The sequence below is a fragment of the Candidatus Cardinium hertigii genome (assembly GCF_003176915.1).
GTDB lineage: Bacteria > Bacteroidota > Bacteroidia > Cytophagales > Amoebophilaceae > Cardinium > Cardinium hertigii_A.
Map to the genome: position 1 here is coordinate 1,089,310 of NZ_CP029619.1, position 25,247 is coordinate 1,114,556.

Below are 25,247 nucleotides of genomic sequence, written 5' to 3' on the forward strand. Positions count from 1 at the left end.
CGATATAATTCCGTGCATAAGCGTTTGCCTGCTTTATATTTTCTTTTACTATGCCTCTTAATATGAGCTCCAGAAAGGAATATACCCCCTGTTTCCAAATTCATTTTTTTATTCTTCATTTCCTTCTTTCCCTATTTCATTTTCTCCCTCATTTGCTGCTTTTTTGTATTATATACTACTTTTTCTTGTTTTTCTTCTTGCTGCCTTTCTTGTTTTTCTTCTTGCTGCCTTTCTTGCTTTTGTTGCTGCCTTTCTTGCTTCTGTTGCTGCCTTTCTTGCTTCTGTTGCTGCCTTTCTTGCTTCTGTTGCTGCTTTGTTTGCTTCTGTTGCTGCCTTTCTTGCTTCTGTTGCTGCCTTTCTTGCTTTTGTTGCTGCTTCTGTTACTGCTTTTGTTGCTGCATTTCTTGTTTCTGTTGCTGCATTTTCTGCTTCATCTGCTGCATTATTTGCTATTTCTGCTTTTCTTGCTGCTTTTGTTGCTGCCTTTCTTGCTTTTTTTGCTTTTGTTTTTGCTGTTTCATTTGCTTCTCTTCTTGCTTCTGTTACTGCTTCATTTGCTTCTGTTACTGCTTCATTTGCTTCTATTGCTGCATCGCTTGCATTTTTTGCTGCCTTTCTTGCTTCTATTGCTGCTTCTGTTGCTTTTTTTATTGCTGCATTTCTTGCTTTTTTTATTTCCGCATCTTCATCTTTTTCTGGTGGTGCTCCTGTTTTTGGGGCTGGTAGTGCTAGTAGTGTTCCTTCTCCTGCTGGTGGAGTTTTTAGTGGTGGCGGTGTTTGATTTGCTTTTCCTGGTCCTGGTTTTGTTGGTGCTACTTTATTTCTGCCGGGGCTGTATTTTTTGTCACAATCTCCTGCTAGGATTAGCGTAGAAAAAAACAATAAAAATAAAGGGGCAATCCCTTTTTTTAAGTGTGTATTTTTTTGTATATTTAAACATAGCTTTACCTGTCTATAATTTTTTTTTGTATATTTAAACATAGCTTTACCTGTCTATAATTTTACAATGATATACAACGTACGCTTCCCCCAACTGTTCTTAGGAGAGACCTTGTAAAAGCTTTTGTAGGAGAAATGCCTTCTAACTATGCTAAGTTATAAATTTATTTAATATATCCAAATAAGGTTATACTATTTTTTATGTAGTGTACGCTATTGATTAGCGTAATTTCCTTAATGGGACTAAAGATCAGCGTGCTGATTACACTATAATGGTTTATTTTAATGTTTGGGTGTGTAAGCATATGCACAATGATGCAAACATTAATGAGGAAGGCTGTTTTGTTGGTAAAATGATTGGATTGAGGCTATAATTCTCCCTTGTTTTATTATTTTGGCTTTACTTATATAAAAAAGAGCATTAATGCATTTTTTGCCAGCTTTGGCTTTCTGCTACTGTCCGGTGCAAGGCAGTTGTTTATGCATTCTATCTTATAGATGTAAGCTAACAAAGTGTTACTGCTTTCTTTGTCAAAAGAAGCCGGTTTGCTGTACCCTTTAAAAGTGCGGTTGTGACATATGGTCCCTGGTATTTAGGAACCCATGTTGGGCTGTCTTTCATATCCATTGCTTCGTGTCCCAAGTGGAGCATTCTTTCTGCTAAATGACTCCCTAAAAACCCAGCGATGCCTGTTATAAAAATTTGCATTTAAAGCTAAAACCATGTATTTCTTGGGCAAGCAACGGAAATACAATTCCTTTTTATAGGTAACTTTTCTGCTATTTTTCACTTCTTGCTATTATGCTTTCTGCTTTAATTGCTCTTGTAGTTGTTCTGCTATTTTTTCACTTTTTATTGCTGTTACTGCTTTCCTTTTTGCTTTTTGCTCTCTGTTGTATACTTCTTTTGCCAGAGATATAGCATAAACACGAAAATGTATCTTTGTTTGTTCTAACAGGATAAGTTCTTCATATGCTTCCTTTTTTGCTTCTTCTGCTCTTCTTTTTACTATTTCTAAATATTGCAGTTGATTCCAGTGTTGCTGTTGTGGCTGGAAGTATTGCTGTTGTGGCTGGAAATGTTGCTGCTGTGGCTGGAAGTGTTGCTGTTGTGGCTGGAAGTGTTGCTGTTGTGGCTGGAAGTGTTGCTGTTGTGGCTGGAAATGTTGCTGTTGTGGCTGGAAATGTTGCTGTTGTGGCTGGAAATGTTGCTGTTGTGGCTGGAAGTGTTGCTGTTGTGGCTGGAAATGTTGCTGTTGTGGCTGGAAGTGTTGCAGTAGTTCGAAGCCGTAAGCATAGTGCTGCTGTTGGTTGCTAGCTGATACTGTGCTTATTGTTGTGGCTTCTGATTTACTTACTGATTTTAATGCACTGTAATTGATTCTATTATTTATACTGGTAGTGGGCCCCCTCCCGCAGCTCCCTATTAGCATTAGTATAGAAGAAAGAAACAACAAAGGGGCAGTATTTTTTTGTAAATGTAATGGCATATGCTTGAATATATTAATTAATTATATTTATTATTATGGGTGTACAAGATGTATACTTATGAACTTCCTTTATTTGGGAATAGTTGGAAGAGGAATGACCGCTACTACTAATATTAAGTTAGAAATTTATTTAGCATACGCCAAATAAATTAATGCCAGTAGGAACCCAGTCTAATAATGCCAGCAATAGGAGCAATAACAAACGTTTAGATCATGGGGAAACATCCCTGGAAGGGTCCATCGTTTGCTATTGCTGTTTTTCCAGCTGTTGCTATTATTGCAGCCAGTTCCTACGGTGTCGGCTGCAGCTGTAGGTCATTCAGCTATTGTGCTGTTTGCGTTATCTGTTGAAGCAACAGTTCGAGCAGATCACTTGTTTTTTGTGGTGAAAGCGAACCTCTTAATACTAATTCCATATCACTGTAACGCTTATCTTTCTGTTGGGGTGGATCTAGATTCTGCAGCAAGAGGAGCGGAAGAAGGGCCTTCTGTTCTGGCGTAAGCGTTTGCAGCTGTTGCAGAGCTGCTGCCCTTTGTTCTGGATTCGTAAGGACGTTTAGTAGCAATAGAAGATGATTATTATCCTGAATTATTAGAAGAAGATTATCATTATTCTGCATTACGAAATTTGGAGTATCTAAATACTCTAAGAACCATTGCAAGTCTTGTTGCAATTTTTGCTGCTTTTGGCGCAACTGATCCCTCTGCTGCATTGACATCAGTGCTAGTCTGTCAGCTATTTGTTTTATTGTTTCCTCCTTCTCTGCTGGTTGTGGTGTTCCTCCTCCTGTTTCTCCTGTTCCTCCTCTTGTTTCTCCTGTTGATGGTGGTGTTGATGCTCCTGTTTTTGCTGTTCCTCCTGCTGCTGGGCTTCCTCCTCCTGTTCCTCCTGTTGATGGTGGTGTTGATGCTCCTGTTTTTGCTGTTCCTCCTGCTGCTGGGCTTCCTCCTCCTGTTCCTCCTGTTGATGGTGGTGTTGATGCTCCTGTTTTTGCTGTTCCTGCTCCTCCTCCACTTCCTGGTTTTGATGTTACCTCTTTTTCTCCTGTTTTACTGTTTTTTGTCTTAGGTTTTTCATTGCAATCCGCTGCCAACAATAGTTGTAGCAAGAAACAATAAAGGGGCATACATTTTTTTATATTTGAATGTTTCATATGCTTTAATTTAATAGTAATAGTATAATTATTATAATTTATAGTCTTCTATTATTTAGGTAAGGGCTTTTCTGCTTAGTGGAAGAATTTTCCCAAGTTTAGGGGTTTATTTAATATATTCCAAATAAATTAATGCTACGCTGTGCCATGGTGCAGCATAGCTTATTGCAATTTGCTATGAGGGCAAGGCCAACGGTGTTAGATTGGAGATGGGGATAGGGTTTGGTTAAGTAATGAGATAGAGGGGATTTCCAGTTCGAATGCTACAAAAAGATAAAAAAGTGCTAGAAAGTGCTAGAAATTGCTAAAAAGAAAAAACGTAACGAAAAGATATAAAACCCAATGTTACAGAAGGGAATAATTCAGCCGATCACCAGAATATAAAAGTAAAAACTAAAGCAAAGAGAAGGAAATAAGGGACAAAGTAGGCCATGTTGCTCCCCAGTGGATAGTTTAGACACATCCGTTGGGGACTTGAACAAATTGAGCATATGGATATTAATATTTACCGCGATTGTAATCCTTTTTTTCCAATCTTCAACCTATAATAAAAAGTTTCTATTATTATTTTTAAATTCCCCTATTAGACATAAATAATCAATTATTTCCTTATTAAATAAAGCTATTAATGGTAAGGGCCCTTCCCTTAGAGCCTTAAGACATTATTTATTGTTATTCTACTCCTCTTCTTCTACTGCTGCTTTTTCTTCTTCTTCTTCTATTTCTTCTTTTTTCTCTGCTGTTGCTACTTTTTGTTTTTCTTCATACGCTCTTTGATCTTTTCTTTTGATTTCTTCTTCTGTTTTTTTCGTCTGTTCTTTTTTTCTTTTGCTGCTGTATGTTTTTGTTGAACTTTTAAACTATTTTCTGCCTTACGTCCTTTCTCTTTTTCTGCACGGCACCTTACTTCTTCTTTAGAAGAGTTACATGCAAACATTGTTGTAAAAAGTAATAAAAACGTTATGCTTTTTTTTAATTTGAATATTAGTATGATCTCTAATCATGTTTAATTGCTAATTCAATAATCTATACACGTTCTTCTATATAAAAGACGTTCTACTTTGTGAGTAAAAATTTTTATTTACTTCCCTGCTGAATATGAAATAAAAGTAAGTATTTCTTCCTTATATTCCCAATAAGTTAATGTTATTTAATGCTGTGGTACAGTATTTTATATTCTACGTCCACAAATAGGAGACGGCTATAACCCAAGTAGATGCAGAAATAATGGCGCTCCTTTTGCTAGGGAAAGTGTATACTATATGTGGGGAAATGCTATTTTTGAACAAAAATAACATAGGAAATGTGCAGGTTATATAGTTTCCATTGTCAAATTTTAAACTTTAAGCGTTAAATAATGCTTTCAGTATATTGATCAATCCTTAGCAGAGGAGATATATCTTTTACACCGTAGCTATTTTTTAAAATTTTATGACTTACGTTTGTACAAATTGTGGTGTAGAATATATGCAGTAGCAAGGGAAATCTGCTACCTGTCAGACATGGAGTTTACTAGCATCATAACTGCATCAACTAAACGCAGTGTCCTGCCTGGTATAACGGAAAATAAACCATCTATTCCTATTTTTGGTACTTTCCCTAAAGTATTTAAAGTTTTTATTTTAGTTTGTTTTTTTATAACCTCGGAAAGTTATTATAGTTATGTAATAATCGTTTTAAGATGAAAAAACTTATTTGATACATTATAAATTCTATGGGTATATAAACCAGATTAAGCGTATGCTAAACAAAAATAGAAAGAAGGGCATTGCGCCTTTACTGCTTGCTACACTTCTTTCCCTGTTTCGGTAAACATACCCTGGATTTCAGGGTTTTGCTTTTTTAGTGTCCATTTGTTCAAGGCATACCGCACAGTTATTTTCTTTTACTGTTTCTGCTGATTGGACTTGTTATTTTTCTTTCTCTGTTTTATTCCTGTCAGGAATGGACGCTTTACTATAATTCCCTGCTAGCACTATGGTAGAAAGAAGTAACAAGGACACTTTGCTACTTTTAAAGGTGATTGCATATGCTTTAAGCATTTAATTGCTACAAGGATTTATACATTATAATCTTCCTCTATTTTTTTAGGGAACCATATAAGGGTGGTTGTTTTTCATCGGTTAGAATGGAAAGGAGGGTATACTGCATTTAAACTAGCCTGTACACCCCACGCTTCACCTCCATCCTTTAAACTCTGTCTATCTCCCTCTTTACTTCCATCCTCTCCATTGTTCCTGCTATTTTCGTTTTATGGCGTCTTCCAATACGTGGCAAGATGCCACCATGGTGTTGTTTCTGTTGGATTTCCTTTTTCTACTGGTTGGCTTTCTTCTGCTGTTTCTGTTGGCTTTCCTTCTTCTGCTGTTTCTGTTGGCTTTCCTTCTTCTGCTGTTTCTGTTGGCTTTCCTCCTGTTGTTGGATTTCCTTCTCCTGCTGTTGGGTTTCCTCCTGTTGTTGGATTTCCTGCTCCTGCTGCTGCTGTTGGGTTTCCTCCTGTTGTTGGATTTCCTGCTCCTGCTGCTGCTGTTGGGTTTCCTCCTGCTGGTGGTGGTGTTTTTCCTCCTGCTGGTGGTGGTGTTTTTCCTCCTGCTGGTGGTGGTGTTTTTCCTCCTGCTGGTGGTGGTGTTTTTCCTCCTGCTGGTGGTGGTGTTTTTCCTCCTGCTGGTGGTGGTGTTTTTCCTCCTGCTGGTGGTGGTGTTTTTCCTCCTGCTGGTGGTGGTGTTTTTCCTCCTGCTGGTGGTGGTGTTTTTCCTGCTGGTTCTGATGTTGTTATTGCTATTTCTGGTTTTGATGTTGTTCCTCCTCCTGCTCCTCCTCCTTTTGTCTTAGGTTTTTCATTGCAATCCCCTGCCAACATAGTTATAGCAAGAAACAATAAAGGGGCAATACCTTTTTTTATATTTGAATGTTTCATATGCGCTTAGTTATTATGTAGTTCTTAATTTTAATACATTTCATTGTTATGGTGACTTACAACATAGAAGTTCCTACCCTATTTTTTAGAAACCTTTTACAACAAAGAATGTTTTTCACTAAAGAAAGTAAGGGACAATTTAATAATTCATTTTATGAATTCCAACTAAGTTGGTATGGTATGCAACGGTACACAGTTGCTTATTCCGTTTTAAACGTACAATAGATAGAAGCTGTTAAATAGAGCAGGCTGTTATGGATGTAGCCCCAGTAAGCGAAAAAATGTTGGCGCTTTCTTTGCTAACTTTTACTTTATAGCTATTCTTTTTAAAGGATTATGACTTTCGTTTGTACAAATTGTAGTGTAAAATATGCTAAGTGGCAAGGAAAATGTGATGCTTGCCAAACATGGAATTCACTAACGCCATTTATTGAATCAGCTAAAAGTAGCGTCCTGTCCGGTCTAGCTAACAATGCATTGTCTCTTCCTAACAACCAGCCTATAAAGATGGATGACGTTGCTGCGCTTCCTCTTGTTCGTTTATGTACGCAAGATATAGAATTAAATAGGGTATTGGGAGGTGGAATTGTACCAGGTTCTTTGGTATTATTAGGTGGGGAGCCAGGTATTGGAAAATCCACGCTTTTACTTCAAATGGCTTTGCAATTAGAATCCTGTAAGGTTTTGTATGCTTCTGGGGAAGAAACGGTAGCTCAAATTAAGATACGTGCTGAACGCTTGGCATTGGCTGCTCAAAATTGTTTCTTACTGCAGGAAAATTCGCTTAGGAAGCTATTGGAACATGTGGATACCTTACAACCTGCTGTGTTAATTATAGATTCCATGCAAACTTTGTATGGCGAAGAAGAAGGTGGAATGGGTAGCATGCATCAAATAAGGGCTTGTGCTACACGCTTGCTCTATTATGCCAAACAAACGGGCAGGGCTATTTTTTTAATAGGCCATATCAATAAGGAAGGTACGTTGGCTGGCCCTAAACTATTGGAGCATATAGTGGATACAGTATTGCAATTTGAAGGAGACAAACATTTCCTATATCGAATGGTGCGAACCATTAAAAACAGGTTTGGTGCTGCCTCAGAATTAGGAATGTACGAAATGACAGCCAATGGGTTACAAACTGTCCCGAACCCTTCTGCTGTGCTGCTTGCCACGCAGGATTGTTCGGTTAGTGGAACGGCTATCGGTAGTTGCTTGGAAGGAAGTAGGGTATTTTTTATTGAGGTTCAATCATTAGTATCTATTTCAAAATATGGAAATCCACAGCGCAATGCCACGGGTTATGATCCCAGACGGCTTACTATGCTATTGGCTGTATTAGAGAAGCGAGCAGGTTTGCGTTTACAGGATCGGGATGTTTTTGTAAATATTACGGGTGGGTTAAAGGTAGATGACCCTGCCTTGGATTTAGCCGTTTGTATGGCGATAGTTGGTTCGCTAAAAGATAGCGCTATTGCGCATGATCAATGTTTTATAGCGGAAGTAGGGTTAAGTGGTACGCTTAGAAAGGTTTTACGTGTGGAACAAAGGATAGCAGAAGCTGAAAGATTAGGGTTTAAAGAAGTTTTCATAGCTGCCCAAAGTCAATCGATTACTAGATCTTTTCGCGTAAAAATTAATTATGTCCAAACGTTAAAGGAACTTATAACCTGTTTGATCCATTAGGTAAGTTGGGTTCCCTGTTAGCTAAATGTGTAAGCAGGATGCCTAGCTGCTTTAACCCTACATGGATAGCAATGCATTTTTTTGCTACTTTTCTTAAAGCATTTAAAGCTTTTATTTTATTTTTTTATACCTTCGTGAAGATTATTATAGCTATATGTAATTGTTTAAAGATTAAAATATTTGATACGCTACAAGTTTTTATTTGTATATGAACCAGATTAAGTATATGATAAATAAAAATATACAAAAGGGAATTGCGTTTTTATTGTTTCTTTCTACAATAATACTAGCAGGGAATTGTAATAAAAAACCTAAGACAACAGGTAGTAAAACAGCACTAAAAGCAGCACCAACAAAACCAGTACCAAAACCAGCAGCAGCAGCAGTAGGAACCACAACAAGCAGCAGTATTAAGAGCAGCAGCACACCCCCTCCACTAGCCAATAACATCCAGCAACAGGCGCGTGCTGATAATATTTCGGGTCAGGAGCCGGAGAACGTACGTAAACAGTGGTTGAAAGAACTGGATCAGGGGGTGGCGGATGCACATAAAGCGCTAGAAAAGCTGCGTCAAGAGCTGCCTCAGGCGCTAGCGGAGGGGTTCGAGTGCCTGTGTAAGCAGGATAAGGAACTTTTAACCTGGTTTCAGCAGCAGTTTCAACAAGAAGAGCTTGAAAATTATATTGCTTTAAACAATGAATGGGAGCGCAATATAATAAACATAAAACAGAAACAGGGGGAGCTGCATTCTACAGATCTAAATTTATACCACGATCTGGCGAGTTGGAGGTTACGACGTTTATACGACGATCTGGTGAATGCGAGAAGACAATTATTGCAGAAGCTCGAGGGGAAGCAGCCGGAACTGAAAGAACAATGTAATCAAATTCAAAGACAGGGAAGTACTATGAATGACTTGTTACAAAAGTTGTATTATTTGCCAAAGGATCATTTGAAGAAGAAATCTGATTGCTTGAATCGGTTGAATAGGGCTAAAGTACATTTGGATATAAATCAGCGGATGCTGGATAAAGATGAACGGGTTAACGAAGAAGAATTTGTTTGTATAATAGAGAGATGTGGATGGAACTTGAGTACTGCGAAGCAGGGTATAGAGGATCTAACTAATGATCTGGGTAATTTTAAGAAGCGGTTCCTGAACAAAACGATAAGCAACGGATCCAAATAATATTAGACAGGGTTCCAGTACATAGGGCTGCAATGTTTTGCTTTTTATGGTTAAATGTATATATTCGTAGACTAAACGGGGTCTAATAAGATTAGATGCTTCCTATGTAGCTGGAATAGCTGCTATTGCTTAATATTGTCCGGTAGTGTAATGGCAACACGTCTGGTTTTGGTCCAGAAGATTCTAGGTTCGAGTCCTAGCCGGACAACTGTGTATGATGGTTTAAGTTGGGTATAGGTTTAGCATTATATAATAAAAAACCCTAAGTTTAAGCGTAGGGTATAACCACCAACAACATAGGATTAAAATTTTAATGGGACAATTATGTTATCATTTTCAAATATGCCCTGTAAGCAGAGGTTAAGGTGTGGATTGCTATTCCTATTTGGTTTATTGCTATCAGTTCAGGATACAGCAATAGCTAAAGATGTAAAAGCTAAAAAAGAGGGAAAGGAAACGGTAGTTGTATCTCCCCTTCCTCAGGAGGTAGCCGCTGTTAAGCTCCGTGCTGCTGATGTAAGTAAAGAGTCTTTGCAAAAAGAATTAGCGCAAGAGAATGCGTTAAATCGGGCATTGCTGGAAAAGAAATTAGCCGGTATAATGGCACAAATTGAACAGCTTCGCCTTGAAAAAGAGCGCAGGCGCTTATCTAAGGAAGCGGAAGAAGAGACGCTCCAGGAGGCCCATAATAAGGCCATGCAGTCGCTGCGCATGGAAAAAGAAAAGCTAGTGATGGAACTGGAGTTAGCACAGGCTAGGTTTGCAAAAAAAATGGAGCAGTATAGCATTCAGCTGGCGGAATTGGAAAAGGAAATGCAATTGAAAAAAGGGCAAGCACAGCTATTGCAGGAAACTAAAAATCATTTACAAGCAGAGATAGAGGTACTTAATGCTAAAACAGAACGTAGTAAATGTATTGAAACGAAACCTACCTATTTAAAAAACCCCTTGCGTAAAAAGGATAATGTATTGGTTCTTTCTGACCGTTGTGTCAAGTTAGATGGGTGTATTACATCGTGGAAAGCAAATTATATAGTAGATCAGATTCAGTTTTTTAATAATAAGAATAGCTTTTATCCTATTTTCCTAGTAATCGGTCGTTCACCAGGTGGAGAGGTATTTGGTTTATTTAATATTTTACAAGCTATTGAGCATAGTAAGGCACCGGTCTATGTAGTAGTAAGGGAGTATGCTGCTTCTGGGGCTGCACTCATTGCTACATTGGCACCCAAATCTTATGCCCTTCCCAATGCAACAATCTTGCATCATCAGCCTTATAACTTTTCTTTTTATTTGAATGTACGGGAAGCAGAGGAGTTCCATAATGACCTGATACAAACATGGAAGCGTTTAGGTGGACGTGTAGCTAAAAAAATGGGCATATCGCTTAAAGCATTAGATGCTAAGCTGTATCAAAAAAATAGTAGTGGTGATTGGAAAGAATATGCAGATCAGGCTAAGAAATTAAAATGGATAGACGTGGTTGTAAACGGCATTGAGGAAAGTGCTGTAGCTGCCTTCCCAGATGCCGAATGCTATACGAGAGAAAATTATTTGAAAGGATACTTTGGTAGTAACCAGGCCCTAGATAAAGAAACGTCTGTGGATCAATTGTATGGCTATCCCTTGCAACCAGGTAATTTTGACTATAGCTATAGGCCTCGTAATCAATCGCATTACAAGCTAAAATAGCCTATTGCAATTGGGTTGAATGGGGTATGGGGAGAATATTTGGAAAGAAAGGAAGGCTAAGCGAGCCATTGTAGCGGGGGTAGCGGGATTAAATAAAATAGCCTATTAATTAGGGAGTAGTTAGGCACATGCATTGTAGGGTATGTTGCTTTGGGTTATAGGAGCTATATTAAATACATTATAAATCTTCATTCTTGCTTTAAGTTTTAGTAAGTATATTTGCCAGAAGGTATGCTGCTAGGCGCTATATTGTCCGGTAGCGTAGTGGCAAGGCGGCTGCTTTTGGTTTTTGGAATTGTGGCGTAAAAGCTACAAGTAATTGCTGGCAATCTAGGAGATAGCAGCCAAGGAAGTAAAAAGCTAAAACTACAAGTAACCTAACGCTTAAATATGAACCGACAGGAACAGTTTGCGCGTATAATACACTATTTTCCAGCGTTTACTGCTGATCAAATAGCACTTTTAAATCGTTTGGATTTGCTCTATGGCGATTGGAATAGCAAAATTAATCTTATTTCCCGAAAAGACATCCATCAGTTGTATTTGCATCATGTATTACACGCATTAGCCATTGCAAAAGTCATTACTTTTGTTCCCCATACGATGGTATTGGATCTAGGAACAGGAGGCGGATTCCCAGGTATTCCGCTGGCTATTGCATTTCCCGAAGTACAATTTCATTTGGTTGATGCCATAGGTAAAAAAATAAAAGCAGTGCAAGCCATTGCAATGGAATTAGGACTTTCCAATGTTACCGTAATTTGCAGAAGAGAAGAAAGCCTAGAGCAGGCTTATGATTTTGTAGTAGGAAGAGCTGTATCCAATTTGGAAACATTTTATAAATGGTCAAAAAGTAAAATAGCTAAAGAACAAAAAAATAGCCTGCCCAATGGCATGCTATACCTTACTGGGCAACCTACAACCCTTCCCGCTTGTATGCAGCTGTATGCGCTTCAGCTATTTTTTCAGGAGACTTTTTTTAAGGAAAAATGCTTGGTATATGCTGCCGCACCGCCTGATAAGACGTTTTAAATTGCTGATCGAGCGTTTTCCTGTTCTATGACGCTTTTCTTTTTATACAAATCCCTATAGCAAAGGCGGCAAACGGCTTGGTAACTTTCTATCCCTCCAATTAATTCGCGTTCAGGACGAGCAATGATACGGTAAGTGAAAGAGGCAGAATGACCGCAAAGCTGACAAACAGCATTTAGCTTTTCAATCCGTTCGGCCTGTGCAAGTAGGGTAGCAATAGGTCGAAATGGTTTTTGAAGGTAATCCCCATTCAGTGCTGCAATGAGTAGCGTTTTACCCTGATTGGCTAATTTTTGTGCGTAAGGTACTATATCAGGGAAAAATTGCCCTTCATCAATGCCAATAATATCATAATTGATGATGCTGTTGTATACATCTTTTATGCGTAATGTGGAAAATGCTTCCCTATGAACCCTGTCATGGGTAGTGGCCATGTCAGTATTGTGCCGCTTGTCCTTGGCATATTTCACCAGTATCGTTTTTTTACCTGCTAAAATATAACGCTTGGTAAGGCGAAAAAGCTCTGTTGTCTTACCACTAAACATCGGCCCAATGATTAAGTGAATGCTACCACGTGCCTGACAGACACATCCAGTCATAGATGCATGTTTCAAATTTTATGTGTAATTGTATGGTTGACAGTAGTATACCCTGTGGTACCCTAAGCGCATACTGTTGCAAAACCTATTGCTAAAGTAAAGGGAATAACCTATCCTCTCTTGCAGTTATATACCTACGTATGCTAATATAAAAGAAGTTTACTATAAATTTATGTTTATGCTAGTAGTAATTAAAAGTTCATCCTAAAGTTAAGCATGCAACTGTTTCGAAAGCCATCTTATATATTCCTCATTGGTACACTTTTTATTTTTGGCCTAATTTTTTCCTTAGGCATCGGTAGCGTATCGCTTTTTGATTTAGATGAGCTCTATTTTGCTGAGATTACTAGGGAAATGATGCTTACAGGTCGTTATAGCCAGGTGACTTTTCATTTTAAGCCACTATATGAAAAACCACCCCTTTTCTTTTGGATTCAGGCAGCTAGCATGCACCTTTGGGGTATGAACGAAATAGGTGCTCGTTTTCCCAATTTGTTATGTGGGTTGCTTACACTCTGTACCTTATACCACATAGGCAAAAAATACCAAAATAGTAAATTTGGTTGGCTATGGATGTGCTTGTATGGCAGTAGTTTTTTACCTCATTTCTACTTTAAAACAGCCATTATGGATCCTTGGTTGAATTATTGTTTGTTGCTGTCTCTCTATTTTTTATCCTTTACAGCTACCGGTCGTAAGCAAATTTGGTTGTATAGAGGAGGAGCAGGGCTGTGTATGGGGCTTGCATTGCTTATTAAGGGTCCTATTGGTGCTGTTATACCCGTTGCTACATTTGCCTTATCCGCTATTTGGTTTAGCGGGATTCCTTTCTCCTTCCAGCAACTTATAGGCGTATTGCTCATAGCCGTTACGCTGTTCGCCTGCTGGCTTGTTCCAGAGATTTACCATAATGGAACCGTATTTATAAAGGAATTTTGGTCATACCATTGGATGCTCTACCAGCAACCTGTTGCGACGCATCAGCAGGCTTGGTATTACCACTATTGGGTACTTGTTCTCGGTTGCTTTCCCTCTTCCCTTTTTGCTATTGCCTTTTTTTTAAAAAGAAAACATTGGATCCGAACATCCTATTTTGCGGCTGCTATGCAAGCTGTAGGAGTAGTTGTGCTCTTTGTTTTTACTTTGGTAGGTACAAAGATTGTGCATTATAGTTCTATGACCTATTTCCCTATAACTTTTTTTGCAGCTGATTTTTTATCCCAGCATATAGAACAAAAACGTGCTATACCGCGGTGGATCTTAATCAGCTTTATAGGGGTGGGTACCACAGTAGGAGGCTGCTTACTTCTGCTACCTTGGCTTATGCAGCACAAAGCATGGTTTATAGATTGGATACTGAATCAAGATATACTTTATGCATTGGAAACAGCAGTAGTATGGAACTGTTGGGATAGTCTCCCTGGCCTATGCTACCTCATAGGTAGTGGGATAGCTTTGCATGCTGCTGTAAAAAAACAGTTGTATCGCTTTGTTGGGAGCATAGTTTGTGTACCCCTTCTAGTATTGGCCCTACTTTTAAACCGTATAGCCCCTAAGATAGAATCCTATACGCAAAAAGCAGTTGTAGATTTTTGTAGGACCCATCAAGACCAAGATGTGTATATGGTTCCCCTTGGTTTTAAAGCTGCTGCACCACATTTCTATACCCATAAATCACTGCAAAATGGATTAAAAGAGGCGAATCTTTCATGGCTTTTAACGGGACCCATTGATAAACCTTGCTTTTTTATCTTATACAAAAGCGATGCAACGCTTCTGGAACCTTATAGAGATATAGTTTGTATCCAATCCAACCCAGGCTGTTTTGCATTTTACCAGCGGCTGCCACCTGCTTCAGGATAACGCTTACGTGCGCACAGCAGTTTTATAAAATTGCTGTAAATAAACTACTAGCTGCGGCTACTACTTTGTTCCCTTTGTTAATGTTCCTTTATGCATCAATCTATTGATTATTTTTCAGAGGATATCAACTTTAAGCTAAAGCGGAAAAAAGAAATTTCGTTATGGTTACAAGCTGTTATAGAGCAAGAAGGCTACGCTTTAGAGCAGCTTAATTTTATTTTTTGTTCCGATTCCTATTTACATGGCTATAATAAGCATTATTTGAATCATGATACGTTGACCGATGTAATTACATTTGATTATGCTACAAAAGAAAAAACCATTTACGGAGATATTTATATCAGTATAGAACGCATAAAAGAGAATGCAGCAATGTATCAAGAAGCTTTTCTAAGAGAGCTTTATAGGGTTATGCTACATGGTTTGTTGCATTTACTTACATACAAAGACGCTACGTTAGACGAAAAAAAACTAATGCGGGCGAAAGAAGCATACTATCTAACCAAACGTTCTACGCTTACTTAAGATGCGATCGATAGAAAGACGGATAAGTCCTATCGCATAGCTTCGTAGGGTTGTAGTGTCGTGCCTAGTGGAACGGAAGACTACCCCCAAAGTCAGCTTGAACGTGGAATAGATGGCAAATCTTTACTATTGGTATGAAACATTAATAGTAATAATACATTTATTTATCATTACCTTAGTAATGGGCGCAAGTACATCTAGCATAATAGCAATTCAATAGAATAATCGAATGATACAACCTATTTATAGCGCAAATAAGGCAGGTATTGAACACGTCCCAGGAGGAGCCTAATTTTTTACAATGCTTTATTAGATTTCCTTATTTTAATTTAATTATAGCATATTTTAAAAGATTATATGAAAAATTTTGTTGCCTATTTACACTGGCGTGGTATGATCCATGACATGGTGCCTGGTGTAGAGGAGCATCTCAATAGCGGTATGGTTACTGGTTACATTGGTTTTGATCCTTCTGCTCCTTCCTTACATTTAGGTAATTTAGTGACCTTAATGTTGCTCAAGCACTTCCAAGAAGCAGGTCATAAACCTGTTGTAGTGGTAGGAGGGGCTACAGCTATGATTGGGGATCCCTCTTGGCGTGCCCAAGAACGCATGCTGCTATCAGAAGAAGAAATTCGCTATAATGAAGCTTGTATAGGGCAGCAGTTGAAACAGTTCTTAGATTTTTCGAATGGGAACAATAAAGCCGTTTTGCTCAATAACCTGGATTGGTTAAAAGATTTTTCTTTTTTACCTTTTTTGCGTGATGTAGGGAAGCATATACCTGTGGGCTATATGTTGTCTAAGGATAGTGTAAAAAAACGGCTTGAAAAAGGGATCTCTTATACAGAATTTGCCTATCAGCTCTTACAAGGTTTTGATTTTTATTACCTCTATACCAATCAAGGCGTAACCTTACAGATGGGTGGAGCTGATCAGTGGGGAAATCTAACCACCGGCATAGAGCTTATTCGTAAAAAAGCACAAGGACAAGCCTTCGCAATAACATCTCCATTGCTTACCCGTGCAGATGGATCCAAATTTGGCAAGACAGCAACGGGGACCAATATATGGTTGGATCCTCTTAAAACTTCTCCTTATGCGCTCTATCAATTCTTATTAAATTGCACGGATGGGGAAGCTGAAAAATTAATTAAAATCTTTTCGTTTTGTAGTAAAGAAGAGCTAGAGACACTAATCGTAGCCCATTGTGCTAAGCCAGAGACACGTCTTTTGCAGCAAACAGTAGCTAAAATCGTAACTACTATGGTTCATTCAGAGGAAGCCTGTAGGAAAGCTATGGCTTGTTCTGCTATTCTTTTTGGAAATGCTTCCTCTGTAGAAGCGCTTTATGCATTAGATGAGGCTGATTTATTAACCGTTTGTGCGGCTATTGCTAAAATTACTATTGCGCGAACGGTATGGGATACAGTAGATAGCGTAATGTCCCTTTTATCTATGGCTACAGAAGGCATGATTACTGCCTCTAAATCAGATGCAAAACGCATGATAAATGCACGTGGTATCATGGTGAATAAGACGCTGGTTACAGATCCTTATCAGAAACCGACCATTCCTTTATTGCATGGCCGTTATCTATTGGTACAGAAAGGCAAGAAAAATTATTATCTTATTATAGTAGAATAGGGTTATGTTTAGGTAGAATGGTTACGCAATCTTTCAGTAGTGCCGTATATGGTGTAAATGCTTCCATCATTTCTATAGAGGTAAGCATTGTAAGCGGAACCAGTTTATTTATGGTAGGGTTGCCGGATAGTGCCATTAAGGAAAGCCAGCATCGCATTGAGTCTGTACTAAAACAGATACACTATGCCATGCCCCGTCAACGTGTGATTGTAAACCTAGCACCAGCAGCTATACGGAAGGAAGGGTCGGCTTATGATTTACCTATTGCATTGGCCATTTTACATGCCTCTGCACAATGCCATTTATTACATTTAGCTTCCTATACTATTATGGGTGAGTTAGCTTTAGATGGGAGCCTTAGACCAGTGAAGGGCATCTTACCCATGGCTATAGAAGCCCATGCAAGAGGCTTTAAAGGGATTATTGTGCCAGCTAAAAATGGGACAGAAGCAGCTGTGGTGGAACAGTTAGAGGTCGTTGCCATAAGCCATATTACAGAAGCCATTGCCTTCTTAGAGGGGAAGTGCAGCATACTGCCCATAACAGTAGAGGTTGATCAGCTACTGGAAACGTGTGCGAAGGGATATGAGGTGGATTTTTCAGATATACAAGGACAAGAAAATATAAAGCGGGCATTGGAAATTGCCGCAGCAGGTGGCCATAACGTTATGATGATAGGCCCTCCCGGATCAGGCAAAACGATGCTAGCCAAGCGATTGCCTTCTATTCTTCCCCCATTTACTTTAGCTGAAGCACTAGAAACTACTAAAATTTATTCTGTAATAGGTCGTTTGGATGCTTCCTGTGGACTTTTAACGCGTAGACCTTTTCGCGCGCCACACCATACCATTAGTGACGTCGCATTGGTAGGAGGTGGTAGCTTTCCCGCTCCTGGGGAAATTTCCTTGGCACACCATGGGGTTTTGTTTTTAGATGAATTGCCAGAATTTAAACGCAATGTATTGGAAGTATTGCGCCAACCGCTCGAAGAGGGTAAAGTGGTTATTGCCAGAGCCAAATGCACTGTTGAATTCCCAGCTAAAATTATGCTTATTGCTAGTATGAATCCTTGTCCCTGTGGTTATTACAACCATCCTGACAAAGCATGTGTATGTAGTGTGCTTGCCGTTCAGCGTTATCTTAATAAAATTAGCGGACCCTTATTAGATAGAATAGATCTTCACGTAGAGGTCACCCCTCTGCTTTTTCAAACGTTAACGAGTAACGAGAAAGGAGAAGCAAGCAGTAGGGTGCGCGAACGAGTAATACATGCCAGAACCATGCAAAGGCAACGTTTTCAGCATTACCCACACGGTTACATCAATGCGCATATGTCTCTGCAGATGATTAAACGATTCTGCCCACTTCCCCAAGCAGGTAAAAAATTATTGCAAGTGGCTATGGAAAAATTAGGTCTTTCGGCAAGAGCGTATGATAGAATTATAAAAGTAGCCAGAACTATTGCTGATCTAGCAGAAAGTGAACCTATATTAGAAATGCATTTGGCAGAAGCAATCCAATACCGTAGCTTAGATCGAAAGGAATGGGGTGGTTGAATATGGTAAATTTTTAAAAAGACAATGGCCTCCCCTTTTAAAAGGGGAAAAGTTAAATAATCTATTGTATACTGTATGCATTACTAGAGCGGAATACGAATTACTGTGCGTAGGTTTAAACCAGAGAAAGTGTAAAAAACTTGATTTATTCAAAATATAGTTGTATACTTGCTCATACTGGGTTTTCGTAGTAAAGGTACGTAAAATTTTGTGTTACTATTCATCCTTATTATACTTATACCAGTTATTGCTTCTATTAATCAACTTAATTTTCTATAAGCTATAGTATACACTGATTCATTATTGTTTCTGTGTTCTAGGTATATAGCTGTAAAATCAAAGTTAGAATGGGTCCAAAAGAATTGTATGCTTCATACGCTTAAAAGTGGTACAGGATCCTACCAGTATAGTAAAGATATTGTTAATCATTTTTTTATTTAATAAAATCATAAAAGATGATTTATGGATGGCTCCTATTTCATCAAAATAAGTATACTAGATTTTATCAAAACATACAGACTATTTAATCATGTACAATATCGAAGCGCTTAATCAGAAGTTGCTCTCTGAATTACGCGAAATAGCAGAAAAGTTTAAAGTGAAGAATTATAAAACACTTTCAAAGGAGGAATTGATTTATAAAATATTAGATCAACAAGCTATAGCTCCTGTTAGTGATGCATCACGCAAGAAGAGCAATGGGGTTACTGATCCTCCTACACAGGTTAAAGGGCATGCCCCCTCATTGGCTGGCAGAAGAAGCTATCTAAGAACCAAATCGGCACAAATCGCCAGTGATGGATCGGTAACCCATAACGGAACAGGAGAAACCCTAAAGGTGGAAGATAAAGGCGTAAGTGAGCGATCTTCTGCTGCTATGCCTCATACAAATGAGCCCAAAGGAATCATAACATTGAATGACAAGCAAAATAAGAAGGAATCAGCTGGGCTAAATAATTTAGATACGACGATTGAAGGGGAAGGTGTATTAGAGATTATGCAAGATGGTTATGGGTTCTTACGTTCCTCAGACTATCATTATTTAGCTAGTCCAGATGATGTGTATGTCTCTCCCTCACAAATCAAATTATTTAATTTAAAAACAGGGGATACGGTTCATGGAGTGATACGAGCTCCTAAAGAAGGGGAAAAGTATTTTGCCCTTTTAAAGGTAGTTTCCATGAATGGCATAACGGTAGAAGAGGGACGCAACCGGATTCCCTTTGAGCATCTTGTACCGCTTTCTCCTAATAAAAAATTAAATATTTCCAATGGGGCTACACAATATTCTACCCGTATTATGGATCTTTTCTCTCCTATTGGGAAGGGACAACGCGGTATGATTGTAGCACAGCCTAAAACTGGTAAAACCGTATTATTAAAAGAGATAGCCAATGCCATTGCTGGCAACCATCCAGAGGTCTATTTGATTGTACTTTTAATTGGAGAACGGCCGGAAGAGGTTACGGATATGTCGCGCAGTGTAAAGGCAGAAGTTATTGCTTCTACCTTTGATGAGCAAGCAGAGCGTCATGTGAAAGTTTCTAATATTGTTTTAGAAAAAGCAAAAAGAATGGTAGAATGTGGCCGTGATGTAGTAATTTTACTAGATTCTATTACGCGATTGGCTCGGGCACATAATACCGTCAGTCCTTCTTCTGGAAAAATACTTTCTGGTGGTATTGATGCCAATGCATTGCATAAGCCGCAACGATTTTTTGGGGCAGCACGCAATGTAGAGCATGGAGGATCGCTTACGATTCTTGCTACGGCACTTATTGATACAGGTTCTAAGATGGATGAGGTAATTTTTGAGGAATTCAAAGGTACAGGTAATATGGAATTACAGTTGGATCGTAAGCTGGCTAATAAGCGTATTTATCCAGCTATTGACGTACCTGCTTCCGGTACCCGACGGGAAGAGTTGTTGATGTCTAGAGAAGAATTATCACGTATCTGGATACTTCGTAATATAATGGCAGATATGAGTGCCATTGAAGCGATGGATTTCCTTTTAAAGAAAATGCGTGGGACACAAAATAATGAGGAGTTCTTGGCTTCTATGAGTAATTGATTCTACCAATTAAAATACTCCCTAAGCGCAGCTTATGCGGCAATCGCAAGCCACTATAACACAAGCTAATAATTTGGGAATTCCGGTAAAGGGAAGCGCTGCTTTCCTGATGGCAACAAAAGGCAAGTTTAGGGTAGAATGGAAGGGTAAGCAAAAGGATCCATCTGATGCATCATCCCATAAATTTTTGAGACGACTTCTTCTACATTGGGTTTAGAAAAATAATTCCCATCATCCCCATAGGCGGGGCGGTGGGGTTTGCTGCTAATCGTGAGCGGTGGCATTGCTAATAGGTTATACCCTCCTTGCTCTTCTAACACTTGTTGCAACATATAAGCGGTAGTACCACCGGGGACATCTTCATCAGCAAAAACAATGCGATGGGTTTTGGCTAACGATTGAACAATGCGATGGTGCCTATCAAAAGGTAGTAGCGTCTGCACATCGATTACTTCACATTCGATACCTAAAGCAGCAAGCTGTGTGGCTGCTGCACAAATAATTTGACACATAGCACCATAGGTTACTACTGTAATAGTACTGCCCGCACGCAATATTTCTGGTACGCCTATGGGTATGGTTACCTCAGCTAGGTTACAAGGCATAGGTTCTTTTAGGCGGTACCCATTTAAACATTCTACAATTAGTGCTGGATCGTCTGCTTGCATCATGGTATTATAAAAGCCGGCGGCTTGTGTCATATTACGCGGAACCAGCACATAGATACCGCGCAAGGCGTGGATAATGCTGGCCATGTAAGAACCAGCATGCCACATGCCCTCTAAACGGTGACCACGTGTACGGATAACCATAGGTGCCTTCTGTCCGCCATTGGTTCTATAGTGTAGCGTTGCCAAATCGTCTGATAAAATCTGTAAAGCATACGGCAGATAATCTAGGTATTGTATTTCCACAATAGGCCTTAAGCCACGCATAGCAGCGCCAATACCTTGCCCAATCATGGTACATTCTCGGATCCCTGTATCCGTTGCACGTAGCGCTCCATACCGTTCTTGTATACCTATAAAACCTTGGTTAACGTCTCCTATTTTTCCTAAATCTTGTCCGATCGCAAAAACACGCTCGTCCCGTTCAAATAAAGCATGAAAACAACGGTTGAGGATTTCCTTGCCATCTACTTGTGAGGGGTGGTCTGTATAAATAGGTGGTTGGCTTTTTACATGTAAACCAGCTAAGCTAGTAGAACTATACAGATTGCTGTTAAACCTTTTTGTATTATCCCTTTTATGTTTATGCCACCAAGCATGCAGTTTTTTTTTATTTATATAAGGGACATCGCGCAATACATAAAGCGCTTTATGGGCAGCCCGGGTTATATCTAAATAATGTACAGGGGATAACGTAGTTAAATCTTGTATAATAGCCGGTAAGGGATTACACTTTTCTATTGTTGTGGGCAATATGATTTCTTGCAGTAAAGCAATGAGCGGCTGTTTTTCTTGTTCATAGGCCGCTAATAAGGCGTGCCAAGCTGCCTGTTGTGCGCTCCTTACTTTTTGTTCTGCTTCTAATTGTATGGCATCAATTTCTGCTTGCGTAGCGATTGCCTCTTCCACTATCCACTCAGCCATTTTTACGATGCAGTCGTAATTCCTCTCCCAATTTAAGCGTGCTGCTGATTTATAGCGCTCATGAGAACCAGAAGTAGAGTGCCCCTGTGGTTGCGTCATTTCTTTAACATGAATCAATACAGGTTGGTGTTCTTTTCGGCAAATCGCTACTGCTTGTTGATAGACCCTGCATAAATCCAGATAATCCCACCCTTTGGCAACAAATATTTCATAGCCAGGTTGGGTAGAATTTTTTTGGAAACCAGCTAAAACAGTGGAGATAGATGCTTTGGTTGTATGGTAACGTTGCGGAACAGATATACCATATCCATCGTCCCAAACAGCAATACAGATAGGCAGTTGCAATACCCCTCCTGCATTTATTGCTTCAAAAAACATCCCTTCCGAAGTACTAGCGTCACCAATAGTACCAAAAGCCACCTCATTTCCTTCATAAGAGAAATGGCTTTGAACCTTACGGAAAGCAGGAGAGCGGTATAGTTTAGAAGCATAGGCTAGTCCTAACAACCGCGGCATCTGTGCAGCTGTACAGGAGAGATCAGCGGAGACGTTTTTACTAGTTAGCTGAGGGAGCCAATTGCCCTGTTCATCTATGAATCTAGTGGCAAAGTGGCTATTCATCATTCTACCACCGGAGGCTGGATCGGCGGTTATGGAAGCATGCGCGTAGAGCTGAGCAAAGTATTGTTGCAGCGTTAAGGCACCGATGGCAAACATAAAGGTTTGGTCCCTATAGTAACCAGCGCGCCAATCACCCGGTTGAAAATAGGTAGCCATGGCCAATTGGGCGACCTCTTTCCCATCTCCAAAGATGCCGAATTTGGCTTTTCCAGCAAAGACTTCTTTGCGTGCCAGTAAACTAGCCGCTCTACTTTCACAGGCTATACGGTAATCGTTTATTACTTTAGTGGACGTAAGCCCTAAGGATGCTAACACAAGGTTCATTTGGGATTGGGATAGTATTCTCTGTCAAATGCCATTAATTTAGGAAAAATTTTACAGGGTTATATATTATAGTACAACATATCCTCTCCTCTGTCCAACTGACAATTAGTCAGTCATAGGGAGAGATAGGCGTTAGGAAGCCATTCAGCATTGTTTGGCATGAAATATGATGTAGTAGAGATGCACAGCTGTTAGGTATACTAGCAGCGCGTGTATCTGTTTACTATAGTGTTTATAGTTATCTTAGTAAGACAATAATTTATTATTTAGATATGCGTACAATTAACATCAAACCGCTAGCTGATAGGGTGCTAGTAGCGCCTGCAGCGGCCGAAGAGAAAACAGCAGGAGGTATTATCATCCCTGATAGTGCTAAGGAAAAACCTCAGAAAGGAGAGGTGGTAGCAGTAGGTCCCGGTAAGAAAGAGGAACCTATGACGGTTAAGGTAGGGGATCAGGTATTGTATGGTAAATATGGTGGTACAGAGATACATATAGATGGCCAGCTTTATTTAATCATGCGAGAATCTGACATTTATGCTATTTCTTAATCGTGAATAAGCAATCAACTCATTATAACTTTAAAAACGCATTATACAATGGCAAAAAATATAATTTTTGATTCAGAAGCGTGTGATAAGCTTAAAAAGGGTGTGGATACCATGGCTAATGCCGTGAAAGTTACATTAGGACCAAAAGGAAGAAATGTAATTTTGGATAAAAAATTTGGTGCACCCAGTATTACAAAAGATGGGGTATCAGTGGCCAAGGAAATTACCCTCAAGGATCCTGTAGAGAACATGGGTGCGCAACTGGTTAAAGAGGTTGCTTCTAAGACAGCAGATAATGCTGGAGATGGAACCACTACTGCTACACTTTTAGCCCAGTCTATTTTTACACATGGTATTAAGAATGTAGCAGCTGGTGCGAACCCGATGGATGTTAAGCGGGGGATTGACAAGGCAGTGGGTGCTGTCGTTGGTAAGCTACAGGAATCTTCTAAAAAAATCCATAACTCTAAAGAAATAGAGCAGGTAGCTACTATTTCTGCTAACAATGATAGCCAGATTGGCAAGATGATTGCAGATGCTATGGAAAAAGTAGGGAAGGATGGTGTTATTACGGTTGAGGAAGCCAAAGGTACCGCAACGGAAGTAAAAGTAGTAGAAGGGATGGAATTTGATCGCGGTTACTTATCTCCCTATTTTGCAACCAATACAGAGAAGCAGGAAGTGGAGCTAGCGAATCCCTATATATTGATTTGTGATAAGAAGATTTCCACCATGAAAGATCTGCTTCCTATTTTAGAAGCAGTTGCGCAAAGTGGCAAGCCATTGCTATGTATTGCTGAAGACATAGAGAGCGAAGCATTGGCAACCCTTGTTTTAAATAAAATGCGTGGTCTGCTCCGTGTGGCAGCTGTGAAAGCACCTGGGTTTGGGGATAGAAGAAAAGCAATGCTAGAGGATATTGCCATATTGACAGGAGGTAATGTGCTTTCTGAAGAAAAAGGACGTAAACTAGAAACCGCTTCTTTAACAGATTTGGGTACCGCTGAAAAAGTAAACATTGATAAGGATAGCACTGTCATTGTTAATGGAGCAGGTAACAAAAAAGACATTGAGGCTAGAATAGCTTCCATTAAAGCGCAAATAGAGCATGTTACCTCTGAGTATGATAAAGAAAAGCTACAGGAACGTTTAGCAAAATTATCTGGTGGGGTAGCCATCTTATACATTGGTGCAGTTACGGAAGTAGAGATGAAAGAAAAGAAAGATCGTGTAGATGATGCCTTACATGCTACGCGTGCTGCGGTTCAGGAAGGTATTGTACCAGGTGGTGGGGTGGCTTTATTGCGTGCTGCTACATCTGGCGTATTAGATGCTTTAACGGTGAGCAATGCAGATGAAAGAACCGGTATAAATATCTTGCGTTCTGCGTTAGAGGCTCCCTTGCGAACCATTGTAGACAATGCAGGAGGCGAAGCCTCTGTAGTAGTACAGCGGGTTAAAGAAGGGAAAGATTCCTTTGGGTACAATGCACGTACAGAGCAGTTTGAAGACCTCTATGGGGCAGGGATTATCGATCCTACAAAGGTAACTAGACTTGCTTTAGAGAATGCAGCTTCCATTGCATCTCTTCTGCTTACAACGGCTGCCGTAGTAGTAGATAATCCTGAGGATGAAAAGGCGATGCCTTCCCCTCCAATGGGCAATGGCATGGGAGGTATGATGTAAGGCATCTGCCGCCTATTTCCCTAAAATACTTCCCAGGCAATCAATAGCTGTTGTCTGGGAGTTTTTTATTTTATCCTGCTGATTTTAAATGGTTCTGACTTTTTATAACA

General features: G+C 39.5%; 19 protein-coding genes and 1 tRNA gene. 12 read left to right on the forward strand and 8 right to left on the reverse strand.

Annotated features, from left to right (window positions below; genetic code table 11):
- Positions 1-168: 168 nt before the first annotated feature.
- From DK880_RS05325 to DK880_RS05490, 6 genes are all read right to left on the reverse strand, one after another.
- On the reverse strand, positions 169-981 hold the full coding sequence (locus tag DK880_RS05325) for a hypothetical protein (protein ID WP_162534222.1): 813 nt from the start codon (positions 979-981) through the stop codon (positions 169-171).
- A gap of 463 nt (positions 982-1,444) precedes the next feature.
- Positions 1,445-1,648, reverse strand: coding sequence for an NAD-dependent epimerase/dehydratase family protein (locus DK880_RS04580; RefSeq protein WP_109997602.1), 204 nt, complete (start codon positions 1,646-1,648; stop codon positions 1,445-1,447).
- Positions 1,649-1,739: 91 nt separating this feature from the next.
- Complete coding sequence (locus DK880_RS04585) at positions 1,740-2,429, reverse strand: hypothetical protein (RefSeq protein ID WP_109997603.1); 690 nt, start codon at positions 2,427-2,429, stop codon at positions 1,740-1,742.
- A 323-nt stretch (positions 2,430-2,752) separates the two neighbouring features.
- Positions 2,753-3,583, reverse strand: a complete 831-nt coding sequence (locus DK880_RS05330; protein WP_162534223.1) for a hypothetical protein — start codon at positions 3,581-3,583, stop codon at positions 2,753-2,755.
- A gap of 745 nt (positions 3,584-4,328) precedes the next feature.
- Complete coding sequence (locus DK880_RS04600; RefSeq protein WP_109997606.1) at positions 4,329-4,520, reverse strand: hypothetical protein; 192 nt, start codon at positions 4,518-4,520, stop codon at positions 4,329-4,331.
- Between the two features lie 1,314 nt (positions 4,521-5,834).
- On the reverse strand, positions 5,835-6,500 hold the full coding sequence (locus DK880_RS05490) for a hypothetical protein (RefSeq protein WP_204082260.1): 666 nt from the start codon (positions 6,498-6,500) through the stop codon (positions 5,835-5,837).
- Positions 6,501-6,836: 336 nt separating this feature from the next.
- On the opposite strand from DK880_RS05490, the gene radA reads away from it, so the two are divergent.
- From radA to rsmG, 5 genes are all read left to right on the forward strand, one after another.
- Positions 6,837-8,186, forward strand: coding sequence for a DNA repair protein RadA (gene radA / locus DK880_RS04615; RefSeq protein WP_109997607.1), 1,350 nt, complete (start codon positions 6,837-6,839; stop codon positions 8,184-8,186).
- A gap of 226 nt (positions 8,187-8,412) precedes the next feature.
- Positions 8,413-9,375 (forward strand): hypothetical protein, encoded by a 963-nt coding sequence (locus tag DK880_RS04625; protein ID WP_162534224.1) that lies wholly within the window; start codon positions 8,413-8,415, stop codon positions 9,373-9,375.
- 136 nt (positions 9,376-9,511) lie between these two features.
- Positions 9,512-9,583, forward strand: a tRNA-Gln gene (locus DK880_RS04630).
- Positions 9,584-9,699: 116 nt separating this feature from the next.
- Entirely contained in the window at positions 9,700-11,067 is a 1,368-nt protein-coding gene (locus DK880_RS04635) for an ATP-dependent Clp protease proteolytic subunit (RefSeq protein WP_109997610.1), read from the forward strand.
- Between the two features lie 390 nt (positions 11,068-11,457).
- On the forward strand, positions 11,458-12,099 hold the full coding sequence (gene rsmG, locus DK880_RS04640) for a 16S rRNA (guanine(527)-N(7))-methyltransferase RsmG (RefSeq protein ID WP_109997611.1): 642 nt from the start codon (positions 11,458-11,460) through the stop codon (positions 12,097-12,099).
- Here the strand turns inward: rsmG and DK880_RS04645 are convergent.
- Positions 12,096-12,713, reverse strand: coding sequence for a thymidine kinase (locus tag DK880_RS04645; protein WP_162534225.1), 618 nt, complete (start codon positions 12,711-12,713; stop codon positions 12,096-12,098). The two genes, rsmG and DK880_RS04645, sit on opposite strands and share 4 nt — an antisense overlap.
- Positions 12,714-12,914: 201 nt before the next feature.
- Here DK880_RS04645 and DK880_RS04650 point away from each other — a divergent pair, with 201 nt between their 5' ends.
- The 5 genes from DK880_RS04650 to rho all read left to right on the forward strand — a co-directional run bounded on the left by DK880_RS04650 (position 12,915) and on the right by rho (position 20,363).
- Entirely contained in the window at positions 12,915-14,561 is a 1,647-nt protein-coding gene (locus tag DK880_RS04650) for an ArnT family glycosyltransferase (RefSeq protein WP_109997613.1), read from the forward strand.
- Positions 14,562-14,651: 90 nt separating this feature from the next.
- Complete coding sequence (gene ybeY / locus DK880_RS04655; protein WP_109997614.1) at positions 14,652-15,086, forward strand: rRNA maturation RNase YbeY; 435 nt, start codon at positions 14,652-14,654, stop codon at positions 15,084-15,086.
- Positions 15,087-15,443: 357 nt separating this feature from the next.
- Positions 15,444-16,733, forward strand: coding sequence for a tyrosine--tRNA ligase (tyrS, locus tag DK880_RS04660; protein ID WP_109997615.1), 1,290 nt, complete (start codon positions 15,444-15,446; stop codon positions 16,731-16,733).
- A gap of 17 nt (positions 16,734-16,750) precedes the next feature.
- The gene (locus tag DK880_RS04665) at positions 16,751-18,289 is read left to right on the forward strand and encodes a YifB family Mg chelatase-like AAA ATPase (RefSeq protein WP_109997616.1); all 1,539 of its coding nucleotides are present in this window, start codon (positions 16,751-16,753) and stop codon (positions 18,287-18,289) included.
- 529 nt (positions 18,290-18,818) lie between these two features.
- A complete protein-coding gene (gene rho, locus DK880_RS04670; RefSeq protein WP_109997617.1) occupies positions 18,819-20,363 on the forward strand; it encodes a transcription termination factor Rho in 1,545 nt (514 codons plus the stop codon).
- Between the two features lie 128 nt (positions 20,364-20,491).
- Here the strand turns inward: rho and DK880_RS04675 are convergent, their stop codons facing one another.
- Positions 20,492-22,900, reverse strand: coding sequence for an alpha-ketoacid dehydrogenase subunit alpha/beta (locus DK880_RS04675; protein WP_109997618.1), 2,409 nt, complete (start codon positions 22,898-22,900; stop codon positions 20,492-20,494).
- Positions 22,901-23,172: 272 nt separating this feature from the next.
- On the opposite strand from DK880_RS04675, the gene DK880_RS04680 reads away from it, so the two are divergent.
- Positions 23,173-23,451, forward strand: a complete 279-nt coding sequence (locus DK880_RS04680) for a co-chaperone GroES (protein ID WP_109997619.1) — start codon at positions 23,173-23,175, stop codon at positions 23,449-23,451.
- 48 nt (positions 23,452-23,499) lie between these two features.
- The gene (groL, locus tag DK880_RS04685; protein WP_109997620.1) at positions 23,500-25,137 is read left to right on the forward strand and encodes a chaperonin GroEL; all 1,638 of its coding nucleotides are present in this window, start codon (positions 23,500-23,502) and stop codon (positions 25,135-25,137) included.
- Positions 25,138-25,247 lie beyond the last annotated feature (110 nt).